Here is a 24836-nt window from a genome sequence, read left to right as displayed (position 1 = left end):
CATCCCGACCCCCACCGCCGGAACCCCGTTGCAGCTGGTGGCGGTGGCGCAGGACCGCTCCGGCAACGCGTCCGTGTCTTCGACGGTCTATCTGGAGATCCGCCCGGACGCGCCGCCGACGGTGGCCCTGTCCCAGATGGAGTACACGCTGCCCAATGGGGCTCCCGAAGGGGGCAACCGCATCTCCGAAACGGAGCTGCGCAGCGGCTACGTGCGCGCGCTGGAAGGCGTGCCGCACACGGTGCGGCTCTCGGCCGAGGACGACGTGGGCCTGGCGAAGGTGGAGGCCTGGTTCGACGACGCGCCGCTCCTGACGGACGTTCCCTCCACGGGCGTCAAGAGCGCCATCCACACCCTGTCCTTCACTCCCGTGCGCAAGGCAGGCGGCGCGCCCGGTCTGTTGCGGGTGCTCGTCACGGATACGAAGGGCTTCCAGCAGCAGGCGCGGGTCCTGGTGGAGGCGCAGGCGCCTCGCGCGCCGGCCATCGCCATCGCGTCGCCCACGGCCGGCGCCACGCTCACCGAGGGCAGCGTGTCGCTGGTGCTCTCCGCGGTGGCGGGTGACGACACCGGCGTGGGCAGCGTGGAGTTCTTCATCAACGGCAAGTCCGCGCTGACGGTGGCGCGCGCGCAGGCGCGCATCATCGAGGCGGCGCCGGCGGATGGCACCCCTGGCAGCCTGCCCCTGGCCTACGACCCCAAGCTGCGGGCCGCGGCGCAGAAGCTGGACGCGCCCTTCGACAACGTGTCCCTGCTCAAGGAGTTCCAGGGCCGCGTGTGGCTGCCGCCGGGCTTCGTGAAGCGGGATCCGCAGAACCCGACCCGCCTGGTCATCCGCGCGGTGGCGCGGGACCTGGAGAACCACACCACCGGTGTCGAGCACAGCGTGGTCGTGGTGCCGGACGAAGCGCGACCCGAGGCCATCGTCCTGCGCCCGACGCTCGGGCAGGACCTGGTGGAGGGCAGCCCCGTCGTCGTCGAGGCCGTGGGCCTGGACAACGTCTTCGTCCAGGAGGTGGAGATCCTGGTGGGGCCGCACCTGAACGCCCTCCAGACCGTGCGCCGCGCGGGTGGCTTCACGCCGGAGAACGCCGTCGTCCAGGAGGGCTACGGCCTCTCCAGTCCCGTGGTGCGCGCGGAGTTCACCGCGCCGCGCCTGAGCGAGCTGGGCGCCGGGGACTCGGCGCCGTACTTCATCGTGGTGCGCGTGCGGGACTCCGCTGGCAACACGAGCGAGGACGCGCTGCAGCTGGTGGACATCGTGCGGGATCAGGCGCCCGCGGTGTCGCTGCTCTCCCCGAGCGACGGCGCGTCCGTGGTCGAGGGGACGCCGGTGACGGTGACGGTGTCCGCCGAGGACGACGTGGCCATCACGAGCCTGTGGCTGCTCGTCAACGACGTGGCCCAGGGACTGGTGCTGCAAGCGCCGCCCTATGTGTTCAGCGCCTCCGTGCCGGCGGGCGCCACGACGATGAAGCTGCAGTCGGTGGCCAAGGACTCCTTCGGCCACGAGGTGCGAAGCCAGGTCGTCGTGGTGACGGTGAAGCAGGATGCGCCGCCCACGGTGGCCATCGCCGAGCCGCGCGACGACACCCAGGTCACGGAGGGGCGGGACTTCGCCTTCCTGGTGGCCGCGCAGGACGACGTGGGCGTGCAGTCCGTGGAGGCCACCGTGGAGGGAGGCCTGGGCGGGACGCTGCGCTTCGTCAGCACCAGCGCGCCCCACCGCTTCCGGGTGCCGCTGCCTCCCGGCTCCGCGGGACGGACGCTCACCCTGCGCGCCAGCGCCCGTGACACCGCCCAGAAGCAGACCCTGGCGCCGGTGGTGACGGTGCAGGTGGTGGCGGACACGACGCCGCCGACCCTGAGCTTCCTCACGCCGGCGGACAACTCGGAGATCACCGCCGGGCAGCTGCTGCGCGTGGAGGCCACCGCGGACGACAACGTGGCCGTGGTGCGCGTGGACTTCAAGATCAACGACGCGCTGTACGCCACCATGCCCGCGGCGCCCTACGCCTTCACCTACCGGGTGCCCAAGGAGCTGGCGGGCAAGGACCTCAAGCTCGAGGCCATCGCCACCGACACGTCCGGCCTCTCCAAGGCCGCGCAGCGGACGGTGCACGTGAAGACGGACGCCCTGCCCGAGGTCGCGATGGCTCCGGCGGGCCGGCTGGTGGTGGGCCGGCCGACGCCGCTGAGCGCGACCGCGTCGGACGACGTCGCCATCGCCAGCGTGGGCTTCTACGCCTCGCGCGCGGGCGGGAACGAGATGGAGGTCGGGCGGCGCAACCAGCTGCCCTTCCAGATTGTCTACACGCCGCAGCCGGAGGAGGTCGGCCAGACGGTGGTGTTCCGCGCCCGGGCCGTGGACGTGGCGGGACAGGAGAAGTGGAGCCAGACCGTCTCCGCGGTGGTGGAGCCGGACTCGCCGCCCACGGTGGCCATCGTCCAGCCGGCCGACGGGAGCGCCATCTTCGAGAGCACGCCCCTGCGCATCGACGTCGACGCGAGGGACCAGGAGGCACGCGTCAGCGCGGTGCACTTCTTCGTGGACGGCCTCAAGGTGGCCACGTCGAACGTCCCGGCGGGCTACGCCGGAAAGCCCACGGTGTTCTCCGCCACCTTCCAGCCGGACGTGGGCAGCGGCAACCGCTTCCTGGTGCTGACGGCGGTGGCCGTGGACTCGGCGGGCCAGGAGACGACGTCGACCCAGGTCAAGGTGGGCACCGTGCGCGACACCGTGCCCCCCGACGTGGAGCTGGTGGATCCGCCCGCCTTCGACGTGGTCACGGAAGGCGCGCCGATGACGCTGTCCGCGGCGGCCGAGGACAACGCCAAGGTGGCGCGCGTCGACTTCATGCTGGACGGCGGCGTCGTTGACTTCGACACGACGCCGCAGACGAGCACGTCCAACCGCGATCTGTTCAGCGGCACGTGGACGCCGCCCACGGGCTTCGCGGGCCAAACGGCGACGTTCCACGCCGTCGCGTGGGACCCGTCCAACAACAAGGGTGTGTCGTCGCTGGAGACCGTGGAGCTGGGCATGGCGCCGTCGGGCCGCTTCACGCCTTTCACGGGGAACCTCACCCAGACGCTGCTGCGCGGGGGGCCGGACCACCTCGTGCTCGTGGGCAAGCGCGGCGGAACGCCGCTCCACCAGGTGGCGCTCACACGCGTCGACCAGGGCACCACCACGTCCCTGGGGAGCGTGGACCTGGACGGTCCCGCGCGCGCCGCGGCCTTCGTCGGGAAGACCGCCGTCATCGCGACGGGGGCGTACGCGCCGGGCGGCAACCTGCCCGCGTTCCCTCCGCAGTTGACGGTCGTCGACGTGTCCACCCCGGCCATGCCCGGAAAGCAGGGGGCGGTGGACCTGCCGGGGGAGGACATCCACGGCGCCGCCGCCGCGGGCCACCTGGCCTTCGTGGCCAACGGCGCGGCGGGCGTCGCGGTGGTGGACATTGGCGACCCCTGGACCCCGGTGCGCTTGAACACGCGCACGGTGGTGGGCCCGGCGTACGACGTCGCCGTGAGCGGAGACCTGCTGCTGGTGGCGGCGGGGACGGGCGGCCTGCGCGTGCTCGACCTGCGCAGTCCGGGGCTGGTGCAGCGCGGCTTCGTGGCGCTGCCGGGCGAGGCCGTGCGGGTGGTGACCCAGGGAAGCCGGGCCTTCGTGGCGTGCCGTGACTCCGCCGCCACGTTGGCGGTGGTGGACGTGTCGAACCCGGCGGAGCCGCTCCTCCAGGCGCTGGTCCCGCACCGTTCGGCGCGCCAGGACCTGCAGGCCACCGGCCTGTCGGACGTGGTGGTGGAGGGCAACCTCGCGGTGGTCGCCGCCTCGCTGGTGAAGGGCACCACGCCTGAGAAGGGCCTGCTGACCGCCTCCGTGCTGGACACGAACGGCGCCGTGACGCCCTTCGTGCGGGCGAACCTGCCGAGCGCGGGCGGACTGACACTGATGTCCGGCACGCCGGTGGCCCAGTTCGGCGACGAGGGCGGCGCCATCTTCACGTTGCCCCGCTTCGTCGTCACCGGCGTGACGCCGCTGGATGGCACCCAGGGCGTCGCCGTGGACGCCCCGGTCGCGCTGGAGTTCTCCGCGCCGCCCAGGCCAGGCGAAGTCACCGTGGACACGGTGATGCTGCGCGAGGCGGACCCCACGCTGGGCCGCCGGGTGACCGTGGCGCTGGCGGTGTCCGGCCGGACGGTGACGCTCACGCCTCCGTCCAACGAACGCCTGAAGGTGTCCACGCCGTACTACGTCGTCGTGACGTCCGGGCTGCATGACGTGGCGGGCAAGGCGCTCGCGAAGCCCTTCATCTCCGGGTTCCGCACCCGTGCCACGCTCAAGGATGCGCCCCTTGTGTCGAAGGTGGAGCCCTCGGCGGGACCGCTCGGGGGCGGCTCGCGGGTGACGGTGACGGGAGAGCACTTCGTCCCGGGCGCGAAGGTGTACTTCGCCGGTGCGGAAGGGCAGGGCGTGGAGGTGGCGCCGGACGGCGCGAGCCTGTCCGTCATCACGCCCGCGCGGGAGGAGGGCCCGGCGCTGGTGACCGTGGTGAATCCGGACGGCGGCGAGGGGTCGCTCGTCGGCGGATACGTGTACCTGCCGCTCCTGCAGGTCTCCTTCGTGGCCCCGGCGTCGGGGCCGCTGGCGGGTGGCACGCGCGTGGAGGTGTCCGGCGCGGGCTTCCAGCGCGGCGCCAAGGTGTCGTTCAACGGCGTCCTGGCCCCGTCCGTGCGCGTGCTCGCGCCCGGGCGCATGGAGGTGGTGACGCCGCCCGGTGCCTTCGGTCCGGCGGACGTGGTGGTGACGAACCCGGACCAGAAGGAGGCCTTCGCCGCGGGGGCCTTCCTCTACAGCCGGCTGGCCGTGACGACGCGCATCGGGCGTTACAAGCCCAAGGACGCGCAATCCACCAAGCCCGCCGACATGCTGCCAGAGGGCGCTCCGCTCGCGGTCGCGATGGAGGGCGGGACGGCCTGGGTGCTGTCCGGGGCCCAGGTGAACACGCAGGGCCTGAGCGCCCTGGAGGTCATCGATACGAGCGTGGCCGGCGGCCTGGGCGCGGTGGACGTGTCCCTGGCGGAGGCCTCGCTCGTGGGCGGTGCCGACATCCTCGCGCCGTACGAGCCCGTGGCGCTGGCGGTCCGGGGCCACCATGCCTACGTGGTCGCCAACGCGCCGTCGCTGCCGTTCGTGGACATGGTGGGCGAGGGCGGGCCGTCACTCCTGGCGTTCGACATCTCCGACCGCACCGCGCCGAAGGAGCGGGGTGTCGTGCCGTTCCCTGGCACCGCGCGGTCCATCGCGCTCGTGGGAGACCTGGCGCTGGTGGCTGCCGGTGACGCGGGCCTGCTCACGTTCTCCCTGGTGGATCCGCAGCAGCCCCTGCTGCTCGGGGCCCGCACCCAGTTCCTGATGGCGGGCACGAGCGCGCCCGTGAGCGTGGAGCAGGTGGCGGCCTGGGGTGACCGCGCGCTGGTGGAGGTGAAGCGCGACAACGTCACCAGCACGCTGCTGCTGGACCTGGTCCCCGCGGGGTTCACCGTCCTGGGTGAGCTGTCCGGTGAGTTCGGCGCCATGGCCCTGCGCGACACCCAGGCGCTGTCCGCGTGGAGGACGCTGCGCACGGCGTCCCTGGTGCCGGCTTCGCGCCCGTACACCCAGGCGGTGGTGCCGCCGCTGATGCGCGGAGGCCTCTTCGTCTCCGGCGCGCTGGGGCCCCAGGTGGCCGCGGCGGTGACCTCCGGGATTGGACAGTCGGGCAGTCCCGCGTCGCTCCAGCTGGTGGAGGCGTCGGACCTCTCCACGCCCCGCACCATCGACGCCATCGACCTGTATCCGGCGACCCGGCTGTCCGACGTGGACATCGACGGGGACGTCGCGGTGGTGGGCATCACGGAGACGGAGAAGAACAAGGCCCTGGACGGTCTGGCCGTGGTGCGGCTGCCGTTCCCCATGGTCGTGGCCTCCGTCCCCTCCGCCGGAGAAGTGGCGGCGCGGCCGTCCAGCGCGCTGCGCGTGACGTTCAACATGGCCGTGGTGCAGGGCACTGGCGCCGAAATCCGGCTGGTCCAGCTGAATGGTTCCGCGAACGGCGAGAACGTCCCCATCACCGTGGGCGGGATGGGGACGACGGAAGTGACGGTCCAGCCCTCCGGCGGGCCGCTGGAGACGTCGAAGCGCTACCGGCTCACCGTGTCGGGCCTGCGCGCCGTGGGCGCCCAGGGGGCGGCGATGCCTGGCGTCTACACGCTGGAGTTCGGCACGGCGAAGGTGGCCAATCCCTCGCCCATCGAAGTGACGAAGCTGGAGCCGCGTCAGGGCCCCGAGGGTGGCGGCACCCCGGTGACGGTCACGGGCACGGGCTTCGAGGTGGGAGCGGAGGTCCTGCTCAACGGAAAGGACGTCACTTCTTCGGCCGTGGGGAACGCCGGCTCCACGCTGACGTTCGTCACGCCCGCGGGGACAGAAGGCGCCGCGACGCTGGAGATCCGCAACCCGTCGGGCACCCGCTTCGTGCTTCCCGGCGCGTTCGTCTACACGGCGAACCTGTCGCTGGTGTCCATCGCGCCCGCGCGCGGCCCCACGGCGGGTGGGACGCGCGTGGTGCTGACGGGCCATGGGTTCTCACCCACGGGCACCGTGAAGGTCTGCTTCAAGACGCTGACGGACTGCGTGAACGCCAGGGTGCTGGGGCTCAACACGCTGGAGGCCACCACGCCCAACGGGGCGCGCGGCACGGTGGACGTCTCGGTGGTGAACCCGGATGGCAAGCACGCCACCCTCCCCAGTGCCTTCACCTTCGACCAGCCGACCGGCGCGTCGGTGGCCCTGGGCGGCACGCTGCGCGACGCGGTGGTGATCGGCTCCTATGCCTACGTGGTGGGCAGCACGGGGCTCACCGTGGTGGACATGTCCGGCCTCTATACCCAGGGCGACAACACGGGCCTCCCCATTCCGCCGCAGAAGCAAGTGGAGCTGGTGGACGAGGACAAGAAGGGCGGCGATGACCGCATCGTCGGCTTCGCGCCGGCGGGAGACCTGTGGTCCGTGTCCTATCCGTCCACCGGGGGCACCCGCATCTTCGCGAGCGGTGTCCTGTCGCAGCACCCGGAGAGCCACGCGAAGACGGGCGCCGTCTATGAATTCGACGTCTCCAACCCCTTCCAGCCGAAGCTCGTGTCCGCGCGCGCCATCCCGGAGGACGGCGTCTATGGCGTGGATGCGCGAGGCGACCGGCTGCTGGCCGCCGCGGGGACCCAGGGCTTCCACTCCTTCGACATCTCGCACGCGCCCTTCCCGATCCGGACCGATGCCTCGGAGCCGGGCGCCCAGGCGCTGTCCGTCGAAGGCGGCCAGGCCGCGGCGGGCGTGGGCACGCGCACGAACGCGGGCACCGTCCAGGACGGCTTGCTGCGGATGCTGTCGGTGGAAGGCCCCGTCACCCAGAAGGGCGAGCTGGCGCTCAACGTGCAGCGCGTGCGCCTGCGCGGAACCCTGGCGGCGGTGGCCGCGGGGGACGAAGGGCTCGTGCTCGTCGACGTGAGCGACCCGTGGCACCTCGTGCGCAAGGGCACCCTCGACGTGAAGGGCTTCGCGACGGACGTGCGGCTCGCGGGGAATCTCGCGTACGTGTCCGCGGGCGCGGCGGGGGTCGCGGTGGTGGACATCAGCGACCCGGCGTCGCCCCAGCTCCGCTACCACGTGACGGGCGCGCAGCCTGGCAGCACGTATGCCGCGGTGGTGACGCCGGGCGGCCGGGTGGTGAGCCTGCGCCAGCGCAGCGGTTCGGGGGCGTGGTCGGTGGACTTCGGCCCTGGCACGGACCTGACCGTGGTCAGCGCGAGCGTGGCGCCGGGCGACCTCGTCCGGCTCGACCTGCCGTCCGTCACGGTGGTGCTGTCGTCGCCGGTGGACCCCGCGTCCGCGCAGGCCGCCTTCCAGCTCACGGCGGACGGCGTGCCGGTCTCCGGAACCCTGTTTGCCGGGGATGCGCAGCAGGCGCTCAGCACGATGGTGTTCACGCTGGACGCTCCGCTGCCTCCCGACGCGCGGATGCGGCTCACCGTCGCGGACACGCTGCACAGCCGGGATGGGCGGCCGCTCGCCGCGCCGCTGCAGGTGGACTTCCGCACCGCCTTCGCGGAAGGGCCGGCGCCGGTGATTTCGCAGCTCGTGCCCCGCGTGGGCCCGGTGAGCGGCGGGGGCGTGCACCAGCTCCTGGGCGCGAACTTCGACGCCTCGTGTGAGGTGTTCATCGGTGGCGCTCCGGCGACGGTCGGCTCGCGCTCCTCGACGCGGATGGACGTGGTGGCCCCCCCGGGGACACCGGGCCTCGCGGACGTGGTGGTGCGCAGCCAGGCCACCGGCCTGAGCGCGCGGCGTCCGGGCGGCTACTTCTACACGCTGCCCCTGCTGGCGAAGTCCGCGACGCCGCGCTTCCTGAACCCGCGCGGCAACAGCACGGTGGAGGTGGAGGGCGAGGGCTTCCTGCCGGACTGGGCGGATCCGTTCGGCCTGTCCACGCAGGTCCGGGTGCGCGGCATTCCCGCCACGCAGGTGGAGGTGCTGTCGCTCACGCAGCTGAAGGCCAGCGCGCCGCCGGGCTCGTTCGGTGACGCGCAGGTGATGGTGCTGTCCTCCGACGGCGTGGAGCGCAGCGTGGTGACCGCCACGCGCACCGGCTACGGCCTGCCGTTCCTGGGCGAGGAGCCGGCGGTGGCGGTGCGGCCCCGGGCGCTGTCGCCCAGTCCGCTGTCGCCCTTCTACGTCTACGCGGCGGCGGGCTCGGCGGCGGCCGGCAACAAGTTCCCGCAGTCCTATCTGGGGCCGCTGACGGGGCAGGGGACGGTGCCGCAGTCCTACCGCGCCGTGGCGTACGACGTGCAGCTGTCCGGCCGCCCGCGCGCCGCGGGCAACCAGGTCGTCCATGCGCCTGACGCCAGCGCGGACCTGGTGATGGCCATCCTCAACCACTTCGTGCCGGCCAGCACGCCGATGCCGGACATCGAGCTGATGCCCGACTCGCTGGACATCGCGCTGTCGGGACAGCAGCTGTACGTGGCCAATGGCCTGAGCGGACTCGCGGTGCTGAACGGGTCGGGCACGCTGGAGGTGAACGCCGACGGCGAGCTGGAGACGCTGGGGCTTTTGGGTCGGGCGAAGCTTTCGGGCACCGGGGAGCTGCTCTCCACGCGCGTCGTTCCCACGCCAGTGGGCGCCTGGGTGCTGGCCAACGGCCTGACGGATCCTCCGGACACCCAGCCGACGGGAACGTGCCAGCCCAAGCGGGACCAGGTGGGCACGGACGGCAAGCTCTACCTGGTGGACACCCGCACTCCGGCGGATCCGTTGCTCGTGACGCAGTCGGGAGGCGAGGGCTTCGAGCCTTATGGCGCGACCGTGGCGGACGGCCGCCTCTACGTGGTGACGGGCCAGCACCAGGGCGAGCGCTACACGCGGTGCGATCCGGATCAGCCGCTGCCGCCCCTGCCGGAGGTGTCCCTCAAGGGAGGTGCCCGGGGCGGTCAGCGCACGATCTACAAGAACAATGCCATCCCCAAGGGCTCGCTGCTCATCTACTCGTCGGCGGGCGCGGACGCGGTCGTGGACGGGACGCTGCACGAGAACGGCAACCTCACGGACGTGGTGGTCCGTGACGGCGTGGCCATCCTCGCCTCGGCCGAGTTCGGCCTGACGTTCGTGGATGTGTCGAACCCGAAGAGCCCCTCGGTCATCACCCGCATTCCCTTCAACGAGGCGCTGTCCAACACGCCGGGCGAGCCGCAGCGGCTGCGCCTCGTGGGTGACGTGCTGTTCGTGGCGGCGAACATGGGCGGCGTCGTGCTGGTGGACGTCTCCGACCTCCACCACCCGGAGCTGCTGAGTGGCGGCAACGTCGAGACCGCCATGGACGTGCTGCCCGTGGGCGACCGGCTGACGCTGGCTGGCGGCTCGAGCCTGTATGAGCTGGAGACGCCGTTCATGCTGGTGACGGGAACGCAGCCCGCGCGGGGCGGGCTCGTGCCGCCGTCCCTGCAGGAGTTGGTGATCCGCATGAACCGCCCCGTGTCGTTCGGGAGCGTCACCGCGGGCTCCGTGCGGCTGACGGGACCGCAGGGGACGCGCGTGGAACTCGCGTTCTCCGAGCGCAACATCCCGGGGCAGCTCGACTTCGCCATCGTCGCGGTGCCGCAGCAGCCGCTGCAGCCGGAAACGCTCTACACGTTGGAGGTCGACACCTCCGTCACGGATCAGCGCGGCGGCGCGCTGCTGTTGCCGCTGCGCACGACCTTCCAGACGGCGAAGGCCGGAGCCCGCGCGCCGGTCATCGCGTCCTTCTCCCCGTCCACGGTCTCCACGACCGGCGGCGGAACGGTGACGGTGCACGGCCATGGGCTCGCGGGCGTGAACCGCGTGTTCCTGGGCTCGGGCGCGGAAGGCACCGTGAGCGAGAGGACGGACACGACGCTGAAGGTGACGCTGCCGGTGCTGTCCGCGGGGCCGGTGGACGTGCGGCTCGTGGATGAAGGAGGCCCGGAGACCCTGTTCCCCGCGGGCCTGCTCGCCCTGGAGCCGCTGGCCGGCAAGGCCGTCACCCTGAGCCCGAACCACGGCCCGGTGAGCGGCAATACGCGCGTGCGGGTGAGCGTGGCCGGCAAGGCCGTGGCGCCCGGAACGACGGTCAAGGTTGGCGGAGTCGCTGGCGTGGCCGTGGACATCCTCGACCTGTCCACGCTGGAGTTCACCACGCCCGCCAGCGATGCCGCGGGCCTGGCGCTCGTGACGCTGACACGGCCGGAGGACAAGGCCCCGAACTCGGAGGAGTCCGTGCCCGTCACCGTGGGCACCTTCTCCTATGACCTGCCCATTGGCACGACGCTGAGCCTGCCCGGGTTCCCCCCGAGGCAGGCGTCCGACATCAAGCTGGTGGGAGACCGGCTCTACGTGGGGGTTTCCACGCCGACGAGCCTGGCGGGCCTGGAGATCTTCGATGTCCGCCTGGAAGAGCGCCCCCTGCGGCTGGGGGGCCTGAGCACCCCGTCGCCGGTGCGGGGCCTGGACGTGGCGGGCGCGCTGGCGCTCCTGGCCAATGACGTGGCGGGGCTCGCGGCGGTGGACGTGTCGCGTCCGGAGACGCCCTTCGTGGTGCGGCGGGTGTCCACGGCTGGCATCGCCACGTCCGTGCGGCTGGAGGGCTCACGGGCCTTCGTCACCACCGTGGACCCCACGATGCCGGGGGGCAAGGTGCAGGAGTTCGACGCGGCGTCGCCCGGCCTGGGGCTCGTGGCGACCGTGGCGCTGGAGCCGGACCCGCTGGGGACGGACGCGCTGGCCCTGGACCTGGGGCCGGACCGGTTCTACGTGCTGACGTCCAACGTGGTGGGCACTCAGGGCAACGGGCTCGTCCTGTCCATCCACGACCGCGCCGGCCAGCACCTGGGACACATCAGCGTGGACCCCACGCTGACGCAGTTCGAGGACCTGGTGCGCAGCCGCGTGGTGGTGCGCTCGCGGCGGGCCTACGTGACAGCGGGCAATCGGCTGCACGTGTTCGACCTCACCCACGAGTCCTCGCCGCAGCGGGTGCAGTCCACCGACCTGGGCGTGGAGCTGGCCGGTCTGGGCTGGGTGGGCGGAACGCTGTTCGTGTCCACCGATGGCGCGAACACCGTGCAGACGGTGCCGCCCGTGGAGCTGTTGCCCGTGGGCATGGTGCCCGCGTCCGGGGCGCTCGCGGAAGCGGCGACCTCCGTGCAGGTGGACTTCACCCTTCCGGTGAAGGAGGAGTCCCTCTCCGAGACGTCGTTCGCGGTGAAGGTCCTGCGCGCCGGGACGACCCTCTCGCCGACGGGGACGCGGAAGGTGGAGTACGCGGTGCGCGGCTCGTCCGTCGTCTTCAAGCCGGATGCTCCGTTCCAGCAGGGGGACGTGGTGTCGGTGGACGTGGATGGGCTCGTGTCGATGAGCCTGAAGCCCCAGGCCGTGGCCTTCCACGGGATGTTCACGGTGGTGGGCGCGCAGGCGCTCCAGCCGCGCATCGACTCGCTGGAGCCGGCGTCGGGCCGCGCGGACCAGACGACGGTGGTGACGCTCCGGGGCGCGGGCTTCCGCGACGGCGACGTCGTCTACGTGGGCGGCAGTCCGGTCGTGGCGGTGGTGGTGGATGAGAAGACGCTCTCGCTCACCATTCCCCCCACGTCGCTGGACAGCAATGGCCTGCCGGTGGCGGGCGCGGCGTCGGTGGAGGTGGTGGACCCGAGCAACCTGTCCGCGATGAAGCTGGGTGGCTTCGTGTTCCGCGACGCGCTGAAGCTGCTCGCGCTGTCGCCGGACCGCGCGCCGCAGCAGGGTGGCGTGAAGGTCCAGTTGTCCGGCCGGGGGTTCGCGCCGGGCATGAAGGTGTCCTTCGGGGGCGCGAATTCCTTCGACGTGCGGGTGCTCGGCACGCAGGCCGCGGAGGCCGTCGCACCGACCCACGGCGCGGGCGTGGTCGACGTGGCGGTGACGCTGGAGGGCGACACGTCGCTGCTGCCGGCCTCGTTCCTGTATGGCTCGGGCGCGGTGGCGCGGCTGTCGACGCCGCCGGTGCGCGATGTCCTGGTGGACAACGGCGTGGCGTATGCCGCGCTCGGCGCCACCGTCGACGTGTACGGCGTGGATGGCACCCTGCTGGCCGCCAACCGGAAGACGCAGAACGGTGGACTGCTGCTGGCCAGCCTCAGCGAGCCCACGCACGTCACCCCCATCAAGGAGGTCCCCCTCCCCGGACTGGGAGGCAGCCGCCGCGTGCTCAAGCGGGGCAACACCGTCTACGTCGCGGCGGGTCTGGGGGGCGTGCAGCGGGTGAACGTGGCCCAGCCGGGGAATGCCCAGGCGTACACGGCCCTCACGGTCCCCGGAGGCGCGGCGGACATCGCGCTGGGCGGGTCGTTGCTGTTCGTCGGTGACGCCGAAGGCGTCAAGGTGTTCGACGTGTCCAGCGCCAATGCGGAGGCGCAGCCCCTGCGCGTCGGCGCGCGCGCCATCCCGGGGGGAGTGGGCGCCCTGGCGCTGCACGGCAGCCGTCTGCTGGTCTCCAGCGCGGCGAAGGTCCAGCCGAAGCTCTACGTGCTGGACGCGCGGACCGGTGACCTGGCGGAGCAGGGCGTGGCGGAGCTCGTGGCCCCGGCGGTGCACATCACCGCCGAGGGGACGCGGGCCTTCCTGTCGCTTGGGGCGGCGAAGCAGGTGGCCCTCTACGAGCTGTCGGGCGCACAGCCCGCGCCCGTGGGGACCTTGGTGGTCGAGGACCCGCTGGGCCGCGGCTGGGTGTCCGCCGAGCAGACGCGCGTCGCGGCGGGCGTGGCGTACGTGGCCGCGGGCGGCGGCAAGGTGCAGCGCTTCTCCGTGCGCGAGGGCTCGGCGCCGGTGCGCCTGGGCCAGGCCTCGGTCATCGGTGACGCGCGCACGCTGGCGCTCATGGGCCGCTATCTCCTGGTGGGCACGCTGGTGCTGGACGACGCGGGCAACGCGGTGGAGCTGCCGCTGTTGGAGCCGGCCCAGGCGTCGCTGCCGCTCGCGGGCGCGCTGGCCTCCGTGGAGCTGGACACGCTGGAGATCCGCGGCACGGAGCCGGCGGAAGGGGACATCGTCGCGCCGGGCGCGGAGGTCCGCGTCCTCTTGAGCGCCCTGCCGGACGCGTCGAGCGCCGGACAGGTGACGCTGGTGCGCGCGAGTGACGGCGAGGCGGTGTCGGTGTCTCGCTCGGTGGTGGCTGACGCGCAGGGCGGCCAGGTGGTGCTGACGCCGTCCGCGCCGCTCGCGCTGGACACGCGGTACGAGCTGCGCGTGGGCGCGGAGTTGAAGGACCTCCGGGGCGCCAGGCTGGGCACCGAGGCCCGCGTCCGCTTCCGCACTGGCCTCAACGCGTCGCAGGAGCGGCCGGAGGTGGCCTCCGTGTCGCCGGCCTACGGGCTGGAGGCGGGCGGCAACGCAGTGGACGTGCTGGGCTCGGGCTTCCTGCAGGGCTGCACCGTGAAGGTGGGCGGCGCGGTGGCCGCGGTCTCGCAGGTCTCGCTGGATGGCAAGCGCGTCCGCGTGACGGTGCCGCCGGGCAAGGCGGGCGCCGCCGCGGTCGAGGTCATCAACCCGGGGGGCCTGTCGCATCTGCGGCTGGGCGCCTACCGGTACCTGTCGCCTCCGTCGCTGGCGGCGGTGCAGCCGGCGTCCGCGCCGTACAGCAGCCGGCAGGTGGTGACGCTCACGGGCGAGGGGCTCTTCCCGGGCTCGCAGGTGTCGTTCGGTTCGGTGCCCGCCCGCTCGGTGACGTTCACCGATTCCGGCGCGCTGCTCGTGGAGGTCCCGGACGGAGTGACGGGGCATGTGGGCCTCACGGTCCTCACGCCGGGCACGCCGCCCCAGCAGGCCACGCTCGCGGGAGGCTTCACCTTCACGCTGGCGAAGCGCGTCCAGCTGGACGGCCAGGGCCAGGTGGTGGCGCGCAAGGACCACCGGCTGTTCGTGGCCCGGGATGGGTTCCTCTCGGCCTGGGACTTCTCCGGGCCGGGGAGCCCCATTCCGGTAGGGTCGGTGACGGGCGTGACGCAGCCCGTGGACCTGGCGCTCCACGGCGATTCGCTGTTCCTCGCGGGCAAGGGCGAGGTCGTCCGCTACGACGTGTCGGCTGGCGCGTGCGCGCCCCAGCCGCTGGCGACGTGTGGCCCGAAGGAGAAGGACCGCGTCGTGCTGGCGCCGTCGTCGGGCGTCACGCTCCGCGCGGTCGCCGCGGGGGATGCGGGGGCGTACGTGGCGGTGGCGGGTGGCAACGAGCTGGCGCTGCTGGCCCCGGTGAACGGGCTGTACGCGGTGGTCGCGCGGACGTTGCTCGACTCGGGAACCGTGCTGGACCTGGACGTGGTGCGGGGCGCGCTGGTGGTGCTGGTGCAGGACGGTGCGGCGGGTGCCCGTCTGGAGGTGCGCAGCACGGAGAGCGCCAGCCTCACGCGTCTGCGCGAGGTGTCCCTGCCGGGCACGACGTCTGGCGGTGACGGCGCCCTGACGCACGAGGGGGCGCGCTTGGCGGCCTCCGTGGGCGGGCAGCTGTACCTCTTCGACCTGACGGACGTGGAGGCGCCTGACTTCGTGGCGTCCGCGCTGGACCCCAGCGGAGGCACCTCCAGCACCCTGTCGCTGTCGGGCCCGTGGCTCCTGGCCGCACAGGGCGGCCGGGTGTCGTGGCTGGACACCACGCAGGGCCTCCAGGAGCGCACGTTCGCGGGTGGCCTGGGCCTCGTGTCGGACGTGGCGGTGATCAACGGCGTGGCCGTGGCCGCCACCTCCTCCAACAGCCTGCACGTGTTCCAGGTGCCGTACCCGACGGTGGACGTCCTGTCGCCGCTGCCCGGTGACCGGGTGGCGCCGAATGCGTCCGTCTCCGTGGCCCTGGCCTCGGAGCTGCCCGGCTCGCTGGCCCAGGCGTCCTCGCTGGCCCTGTGGGATGGCGCGGTGCCGGTGCAGGGCACACTCGTGCCCTCCAGCCATTCGCTCCTCTTCACGCCGGATGCCGCGCTCGACCCGACGCGCTCCTACGTGGCGCGGCTGGGGCTGGGCGCGGTACCGGATGTCGTCGGCGGCACGGTGCTGGGACCGTGGGATTACCCGCTGCGCGTGGGCGGCCCGGCGGAGTCGTTGAGCATCTCCTCCGTGACGCCGAACACGGGCCCGACGGCGGGCGGCGTGACGGTGAGCGTGCAGGGGGCGGGCTTCGATTCGGGCACACAGGTGTTCATCGGTGGCATCGCCGCGCCGCTCGTCGCTCCGTTCGAGGAGAACCTGCTGCAGGTGAGCCTGCCGCAGGCCCTGGTCGCGGGACCGGCGGACGTGCGCGTGCGGCGCGCCTCGGATGGCGTGGAGGCCGTGGCGGCTTCGCGCTTCCTGTACGTGGCGCCGCTGTCGTTCGCGAGCGTGACGCCTCGCGCGGTGGACCTGGCTGGAGGCACGGTGAGCCTCGCGGGCGCGGGCTTCCACCGCGGCCTGGAGGTTCGCTTCGACGGCGTGAAGGCGTTCACCCAGAACCTGACCCCCAACCGCGTGGACGCGTTGGTCCCGGCGGGGGACGAGCGGCACCTGACGCTGACGCTCAGCCAGCCCGGCGCGGCGCCGGTCGTGGTGGCGGAGGCGGTCTACCGGGGTGACGTGCGGGCTCCGGCCGTGGAGCGCGTGGAGCCGATGGCCACCGTGGGCAACCAGAACGTCCCGCTGGCCGCCTTCTTCGACGTCCGCTTCGACGAGGCGCTGGCGAACACCAGCCCGCAGGGCCTGAAGCTGCTGCGCCATCCCTCCGGCGTGGCCGTGGCGGGCACCTCGGTCCTGTTGAGTGACAAGCGCACCCTGCGCGTCACGCCGGGCGCCGCGCTGACGTCCACCACGTCGTATGCGCTGAGCGTCACGGGGGTGACGGACGTGGCGGGCAACGTCACGCCCGCCTTCACGCACGTGTTCCGCACGGTGGACACGGTGAAGCCCACCGTGCGGCTGCGCCGTGCCGGTGGATCCGTGGTGGTGGATCAAGCGCCCTTCGCGGCGGAGGTCGCCTGGACGTTCCAGGTGGAGGCCACGGATGACAGTGGCGGCACCACGACGACCACGCTCCAGGTGGACAACCAGCCGGTGACGGCGTCGAACGGGCTCTACCGCTACACGTGGCCCGTGTCCGCGAAGGGGAAGCCCTCCGTGCTGACGGCCACGGCGACGGACGCGAGCGGCAACGTCAGCGACCCGCTGACGGTGACGGTGAGTGTGGTGGAGGACTCGCCTCCGGACGTCTCCTTCCAGCAGCCGCTGGCGGACGGGACGCGCACCGAGGGCGAGACGCAGGACATCGTCGTGGCGGCGTCCGACAACCACGGGCTGACGTCCGTCGAGCTGCACCTGGACGGCGTGCCCTTCGCGCGGCTGGACGGGTTGAGCGGCACGAGCGCGACGCTGACGCGCACGCTGAGGCTGGCCCCGGTGCCGGGGACGGACCTCCAGGCGCAGCGCGTGCTGACCGCCTATGCGACGGACACCGAGGGCCAGGTGTCGGCCTCGGAGCCACGTGTCATCACCGTGACGCGCGATGCGCAGGCACCCTCGGTGGCGTTGCGCTCGCCGGTGGAGGGGGGCCGGGTGGTGGGCGGTTCGGAGCTGACGCTGGAGGCGCTCGCGACCGACGCGAACGGCGTGGCGTCGGTGGCGTTCTTCGTGGATGGCGCCCCGGTGGGCGAGGCCCGGAAGGCTCCGTGGACGGTGGCCTGGAAGGCGCCGGTCGTGACGTCCAACGTGTCGCACACGGTGAAGGTGGTGGCGAAGGACGCCCGCGACAACGCGGCGGAGGCCACGGCCCACATCACGGTGGAGCCGTCGTCCGGCCGGCCGTACGTGGCGTGGTACTCGCCCGCGGAAGGGGCGTCGTTGCAGGAGGGGCGGTCCTTCGAAGTCTCCGTGGAGGCCTCGGCCCCGGCGGGGGTCGCGTCGGTGAGACTGCGGGCGGGCACGCAGGAGCGGATCCTCACGCAGGCGCCCTGGCGCGCGACGTTCGTCGCACCCGTGCTGGAAGGGGGCTCCGCGCCGCTGGCGCTGGAGGCCCAGGTCACGGACAACGAGGGTGGCACGAGCACCGTGATCCGGCGGAAGGTCACGGTGGTGGATGACGGCCAGACGTCGGTGGGCGTGTCGCTGGCGCAGGAGCCGGACGGGACGTTGCTGCTGGGCGGCTCGACGCTGGTGCTGACGGGCGCCACCGATGGTGGCGTCGCGCCCGTCCTGACCGCGAAGGTCGGGAGTGTGAACCTGCCGGTGCGGATGCGCGCGGGTGGAGTCCAGGGCGAGGCGCGGCTGCCGGACGGGCCCGAGGGCGCGCAGGTGCTGACGGGGGCCTCCGTCACGACGGCCGGCGGTGCCTCGGCGTCGGTGGAGCACTCGGGCACGCTGGCCGAGCTGTCCAGTGGTCAGGCGGCGCGGGTGGAGGACGCGGCGGATTCGATGACGCCGGTGGCGCTGGTGTCGCGAGGCGACCAGGTGCTGGTGGTGCGCGCGGATGACAGCGGCGCGGGCGTGGTGGAGCTGCGCTCGCGGCAGACAGGCGTGAAGCTCGCGACGCGGGATGTCCTCGGAACGCCGGTGGGCGCGGCCTTCGTGGACGATGCGGTGGTGGTGGCCGTGAGCCGGAATGGCGCGGGGGCGCTGGAGCGCTTCTCGCTGTCCACGCTGGACGCGCGGCCGCAGGAGTCGACGTCGCTGACGCGCGCCCCTCTGGCCATGGATGGGGCAGGGGCCTGGCTCGCGCTGGGCACGGACGAGGGCGTGGAGGTGCGTCGCGCCAATGGCAGTCTGGCGGGCCGGCTGCGCCTGGGCGCGGTGAAGGGCGTGTCCGCGGAAGGCGACCGGCTCTTCGCTCTCACGGGCACGCAGGTCATCGCGGTGGACGTCGCGAAGCCTCACGCGCCGAAGGAACTGTCCCGCTTCTCGCTGGAGACCCCCGGCTTCACGGGCGTCGCCGCGCTGGCGGACGGCGGCGTGTGCGCGGTGGGCGTGGGCGTGAAGTGCTTCGGAATGGGCGCCGCGAACGCGCTCGTGGCGAAGGGTGAGACGGTGATGGGCGCGCCCGCGGTGAGCGCGGGCGCCTTCGGTGAGCTGTTGGTGGTGGGCACCGCCTCGGGGGCTCGCCTGCTGGACGTCCGCGGCGCACCCGCCGTGGCCGGCGTGTATCCGGCCGTGACCGGGCCGGCGGTGCTGGTCCCCGGTGCGCTCATCGGCGGACTGACTCGCGGGATGACGCGGCTTCCGGTGGTGCGCGGGCCGGCCACGCCGCATCTGACCTGGGCACTGCTGCCCTCCGGGTCCGCGGTCCAGGGTTCACGCCTGACGCTGAGCGCCCAGGTGTCGGATGATGCGCTGCCGCTCAACGGGTTCACGGCGGAGCTGTCCGTGAACGGCGTGGTGGTGGACGCGAGGGATTCGAGCTTGCCGCAGTGGGTGGACCTGCCCGCCACGGGAAGCGAGGCGACGGTGGAGCTCGTCGTGAGGGACCTGGCCGGACGCCAGGCTCACGTCTCGAGCACGGTGTCGCTGACGGCGCCCGTGGGTGGACCGGTGCTCGCCTCGGCGCAGGCCGCTTGTGCCGAAAGCCCCTGCTTCGCGGAGGAGGGAACGACCTTCGCCGTGAGCGCCGTGCCGGTGAATCCGGCACAGGTGAAGGACGTGGAGGTCACGCTCGCGGGCGGACAGCCCGTGCTGCTGCCGGCTCCTGCCTTCACCGGCAGCCTGCTCGCGCCGCTCGTGACCCAAGAGACGGAGATGCAGGTGACGTTCGTGGCCATCGACGCCCAGGGGCGCCGGGGTCCGGCCCTGGTGCGCTCGGTGACCCTCCGCAATGCTACCGGTGCCCCTCCGTCCGTGGCGCTGAAGCACCTGGATGGGAACGGTAACCCGACCAGCGAGGGCCAGCCCGTGACGGCCATCGAAGGCCAGCTCGTGGCGGTCCGCGCGACCACCACGCTGGGCTCCACATCCACGGTCGTGAGCTTCCGGCTGGATGGGGTGGAGGTGGCGTGGGGAACCGGCCTCATCGTCGACGCGACGGTGCGGATGCCGCAGGTCGTGGGCTCCCAGCAGGTGGTGCTGAGCGCGGTGGCGTGGGAGGCGGGCCGCGAGTCCGCTCCGGAGACGTTGAACATCACCGTGCTCGATGACCTGACGAAGCCGACCCTCTCCATCGAGACGGATCCGTCGGGACCGGTCGTGGCCGCGGGCACGGAGCTCAAGGCGACCGCCCAGGCTTCGGACTCGCTGGCGCTGGAGCGCGTGTCGTTGGAGCTCTGGTCCGCGGGGGTGCGTCAGGCCCGGGGGGGAGCGGTGCTGCGCTACCTCGTCCCCAAGCAGACGCCGCCGGGAACGGTGCTGGAGCTGAGGGGTCGTGCCGAGGACCGGTCGGGCAACGTGGAGACGGTCACGGTGCAGCGCACCGTGGTGTCGCCGACGCAGCCTGACGATGTCGCCTCCGTGGCGCTGAGCGGAGCCACGAGCGTGACGCGGTTGGGAGAGCGCGTGTACGCCGCCCATGCCTCGGGCTTGTGGATTGGAAAGGTCGCCGGGACGGCCGAGGCGCCGGCGTTGGAGACCCTCGGGACGCTCGCCACGCCGGTCGCGCCCAAGGCCCTCGCGGTGCTGGGCAAGCACGTGGCGCTGGCGCTGGGGAGCGCGGGCCTGTGGCTGGTGGACGTGAGCGTTCCCGCGTCGCCCGTCGTCATGTCCCGGATCAATGGCAACTACGCCACCGTCGCCGCCTCGGACGTCTTCTACACGGGCCGCATGGACTCCACCTCCCTCGTGTTGGATCAGCTGGAGGTGGGCGATCCCTCCGCGCCCGTCCGGACGAACTTCCTGCAGGGGGCCGACCGGTCGCTCGCGGGAGCGGGGATGAATGGACCCCTGGTGTGGACCTATGGCGCCACGAGCCTCGGGTACTTCGAGACCTGGGGAAATGGGCTGCTCTCGTTCTGGCCTGCTGTCGGCCGCGTGGCCCAGGTGGATGGGGACCGGATCGTGGTGGGCACGGATCGCTCGTTGGTCGTGTCCACGCGTGACGCGAACGAGACGCAGACCAAGGTGGCGGAGCTGGCGTTGCCAGCGGGCGTCCGCGCGATGGAGGTGGTGCGAGGCGTCGCGTATGTGGCGGGCGACGACGGCTGGCTGCGCGTGGTGGACGTGCGCGAGCCGACCTCGCCGCGAATCCTGTCGCGCACGGTGCTGGACGCGAACGGTCTGTCGATCAGTGGTGGCCTGCTGTTCGCCGCGGGCCCCGAGGGCGTGCGCGCGATGCGCCTGCCCGTGCCCACGGTGGGCGAGGCCGCCGGGGCGGTGGCCCTGGCGGACACGGCGCTGGGATTGACGCCGTTCCGTGGCGGCGCGCTGGTGGCGGCGCGGACGGCGGGAGTCCACGCGGTGTCCGTGGCGGGTGGCGTGGCGCCGGCCGACCTGGGGGCGCTGATCTCGGGAACGGACGTGCGCCAGGTGGAGCGCGCGGGACGCAACGTGCTGGTCCTGAACGGCCAGGTCCTGAGTGCCTACCTGGAAGAGGCCAACGGGTCGTTGCCCTGGGGCTCGGCGGGCAGCTGGGCCCTCGGGTCGCTCGGGAACGTGGACCGCTTCGCGGCGTCCGCGGGTCGCATCTGGTCCGTGTCCGCGGGGATGTTGAAGTCGCTGCGCTGGCCGTCGGCGGATGGCATGGGCTCGCTGCTCCTGGGCAGCGCCGTGCTGGACGTGGCGGGTGACGAGCAGCGCGCGTTGGTGGCTCTGGGCGCGCAGGGCGTGGCGGTGGTGGAGGTGGCGCCGTCCGGCCAGCTGCTCCGCGTCGCGACGCTGCCGGTGAACGCCTCGAAGGTGGCCCTGGCGGGGCCGCTGGCGATCGCGGGCGGCGCGTCGTCGTTCTCCGTGTTCATGTTGGCGGACGGGGAAGCGCCCCAGCTGGTGGGCACGGTGCCGACGGCGGGAGCGGTGCAGCGCGTCCGGCTGGAGGGCCGGTTGGCGCTCGTGAGCGAAGGCTCCGCGGGCGTCGAGCTGTGGCATCTGCCGGAGGGCCAGCCGTTCTCGCTCATGGCGAGCCTGGCGGCGGCCGGGGCGACCGACGCGGTGGTGGCGGCGGGCCGGGTGCTGGTCGCGTCCGGCGCGTCTGGAGTCCAGGCCTTCACGCCTCCCACGGGCGTGCTGCCGGCGGTGCGGGTGTCCGCGCCGACGGGAACGCAGGTCGTGGAGATGGGGGGCCAGGTGAACCTGTCCGCCGTGGCCACGGGCGTGGGCCTGGACAGCGCGGAGCTGGTGGTGGACGGCCAGCCGGTGGTGGTGCTGGACGAAGCAAAGCCGAATGCGCGCTGGACGGTGCCGGGCGGCGCAGTCGCGGGCCAGCAGCACACGCTGCAGGTCCGCGTGCGCGCGGCGGGCGGGACGGAAGCCCTGTCGCCCGCGCTGCGGGTCGAGGTGAAGGCTCCGACGACAGCGGCGCCGAAGGTGGCGGTGACCTGGCCCGTGGCGAACCAGCAGCTGCGTTCGGGGGCCGCGGTGTGGGTCGGCGCGCGTCGCACGGGCGGCGTGGCGCCGGCCACGGTGGTGGCGCGCCTGGGAACGCTGTCGCTGGGCCGGCTGCTTCCGGACGTGGCGGATCCGACGCTCTACGGCGCCGTGGTCCGGCTGCCGGTGGTCCAGTCGACGCTGGATACGACGCTCACGGTGTCCCTGTTGGATGGCGCGGGCCGTGGGGATGAGCACTCCATCGCCCTGACGGTGCTGCCGGACGTGGCGGCGCCGACCCAGCCTTCCGGCCTGCCCGGGGCGCTTCGTGCCGGGCCGTACGTGAACACGTTCCAGGTGAACGCCACGGACGACGGCGTGGTGTGGCTGGAACTGGAGAAGGACGGCGTGGTGATCGCGGCAACGTCCGAGGCCAATGGGAGTACTGGGCTTCCCTACAGCCTGCTGCTCCCCGAGGATTCGGTGGGCAAGCAGGTGACGTTGAAGGCGACGGCCTACGACGTGGCGGGTCACAGCACCCCCGTGGAGAAGACCTACACGGTGGAACCGGATGGCTCGAAGCCGCAGGTGTCGTTCTACTTTGGCTCGCCGCCGGAGACCGCCATCGAGGGCAGCACCGTCACGGTCCAGGCCTCGGCCTCGGACCCGGACGGGGACCTGGCCCGCATCCAGTTGTTCGCGGATGACGAGGAGATCGCCTCGAGCACGACGTACATCGCGACGGCGACCTACACGCTGCCGCTCCGCGCGCAGAAGCAGCAGGTCGTCTTCCGCGCGGTGGCGACGGACAGTCGAGGACGGAAGGACGAAGTCCCGCGCACGACGGTGTTGCAGGCCAATACGCCCCCGGCGCTCACGGTCACCCTCAACCCCAGCACCCCGCGCGAGGGCGATACGGTGAACGTCTGCGTCCAGGCCACGGACAACGGCGGCATCCAGTCCTTCACCGCCACGGTGGGGGCGGGGCAGATGGTGGCGCAGATATCGTGTGGTGCGACCTGCGTCCGCAAGTGCGCGGATTACTCGTTGGGCGTGGGGACGACGTCGATCCATGTGGAGGCGAGCGCCACGGACGACCTGGGCGCGGTGACCCCGGGCGCGTGGGACTTCCCGGTCGCGGCCAATGAGCAGCCGAAGGCGACGCTGGCGACGGTCAGAAACCCCCTGAGCAAGGGTGTGGACGTGGTGCTGTCCGGCACGGTCACGGATGATCGCGGCCCGCTCGCCTGGGCGGAGTTCCGGGTGAACGGCACGCGCGTGGGCAATCGCGTGGAGAACGTGCCTTCAGGCGCCGCGTTGAGTCAGACCTGGGTGCCCACGACGTTGGGGCCGATCACTGTCTCGCTTGTCGCGCAGGACAGGATGGGACTGATTGGCGACGCCATCCAGAACGTGACCGTGGCGGAGCCGGTTCAGCCCACGGAGACCACGGATGTCATCGCCGCGAATGACATGAGTTTCGAAAACCAGGACATCGTCATCCAGGGCAACAAGACCCTGCGCATCGACGGCGCGCACACGTTCCGCAACCTGTTTGTGCTTTCAGGCGCGACGCTGACGCACAGCCTGCAGGATGTGTCCGGTGCGAAGTTCCTGGACCTGACCGTGACGCAGGAGGTGCGCGTCGACAGCGCCAGCAAGATCGACGTGAGCGGGCGCGGGTACCTGGGTGGTTGGCAGGGAGGGAACGCGCAGATCGCCGGGCGGACGACGGGGAACGTGTCGTCGGGGCTGACGAATGCGGCGGGCAGTCATGGAGGTGTCGGATACGCGGATGAGCCCGGTGGCGTGATGCAGTTGATGCCCGCCTATGGAGCCCCGAAGGACCCGGCGGACTTCGGCTCGGGTGGCGCTGCTTCTTCGCCGGGACAGCCAGGAGGCACTGGAGGTGGGTTGCTGCGGCTGAAGGCGGGCAGCCTGCGGTTGGACGGCAAGCTCCTGGCGAATGGCGGCGATGGCTACTTCGGAGGCGCGGGAGGCGGCATCCGCGTGGACGTGGGGGCGCTGACGGGAACGGGAAGCATGGAGGCGGTCGGCGGGAGCCTCTCTCGCTTCTACAACGGAGCCGGAGGAGGCCGAATTGCTGTCTATTACGACACCGCCAGCAGCAGCTTCGACTGGAACAAAATCTACGCGCAGGGCGTGGTGAATTCGGGAGCGGGAACGGTATTCCTGAAGGGCAGCGCACAGCTGAATGGCGAGCTGGTGGTGGACAACCAGAGTGTCACTCCCGCCACGAAGGTGAGCCCCACGCAGGTGCCAGGCGGGGCGTATGACCGCTTCGTGGTGCGCAACAAGGCCAGGGTGGAGGTGCCAGGCCCCCTGACGGCCACCGTCCTCTCAGTGGACGGCGGCAACGTGGTCTTCCTGGGGGCCCTGACGGGAAGCTTCACCTCCTTGCAGATGCCGGCGGACAGCAAGGTGGACCTGCGGCAGCCCTGGGCCTTCGCGGATGGAATGACGGTGGAGCTGCGTGAAAGGGCTGAGTTGAAAGTGGCAGGGGGTGTGCCGCTCCGGCTTTCAAGCCTGACACTGAAGAGCAACGCGAGACTGACAGTGAATGGCAGCATCGATGGGGCCCCCAGGCCCTTGGAGTTGGATGTCACGGGGACACTGGTGGTGGAGACCGGGGCATCCGTCGACGTGAGCGAGCGTGGGTACCTGGGTGGTTGGCAGGGAGGGAACGCGCAGATCGCCGGGCGGACGACGGGGAACGTGTCGTCGGGGCTGACGAATGCGGCGGGCAGTCATGGAGGTGTCGGATACGCGGATGAGCCCGGTG

1 protein-coding gene is annotated in these 24836 nt (G+C 72.3%); it reads left to right on the top strand.

The genetic code is table 11. The annotated features are described in order from the left end of the window. The coding region (locus tag D7W79_RS43640) for an Ig-like domain-containing protein (RefSeq protein WP_158616973.1) at nucleotides 1–24836 on the top strand (24836 nt) is incomplete at both ends.

It is taken from the genome of Corallococcus exercitus, assembly GCF_003611585.1.
GTDB classification, from domain to species: domain Bacteria; phylum Myxococcota; class Myxococcia; order Myxococcales; family Myxococcaceae; genus Corallococcus; species Corallococcus exercitus.
Note: the sequence above shows the minus strand (reverse complement) of the source record. Positions and strands in the feature narration are given on the sequence as shown.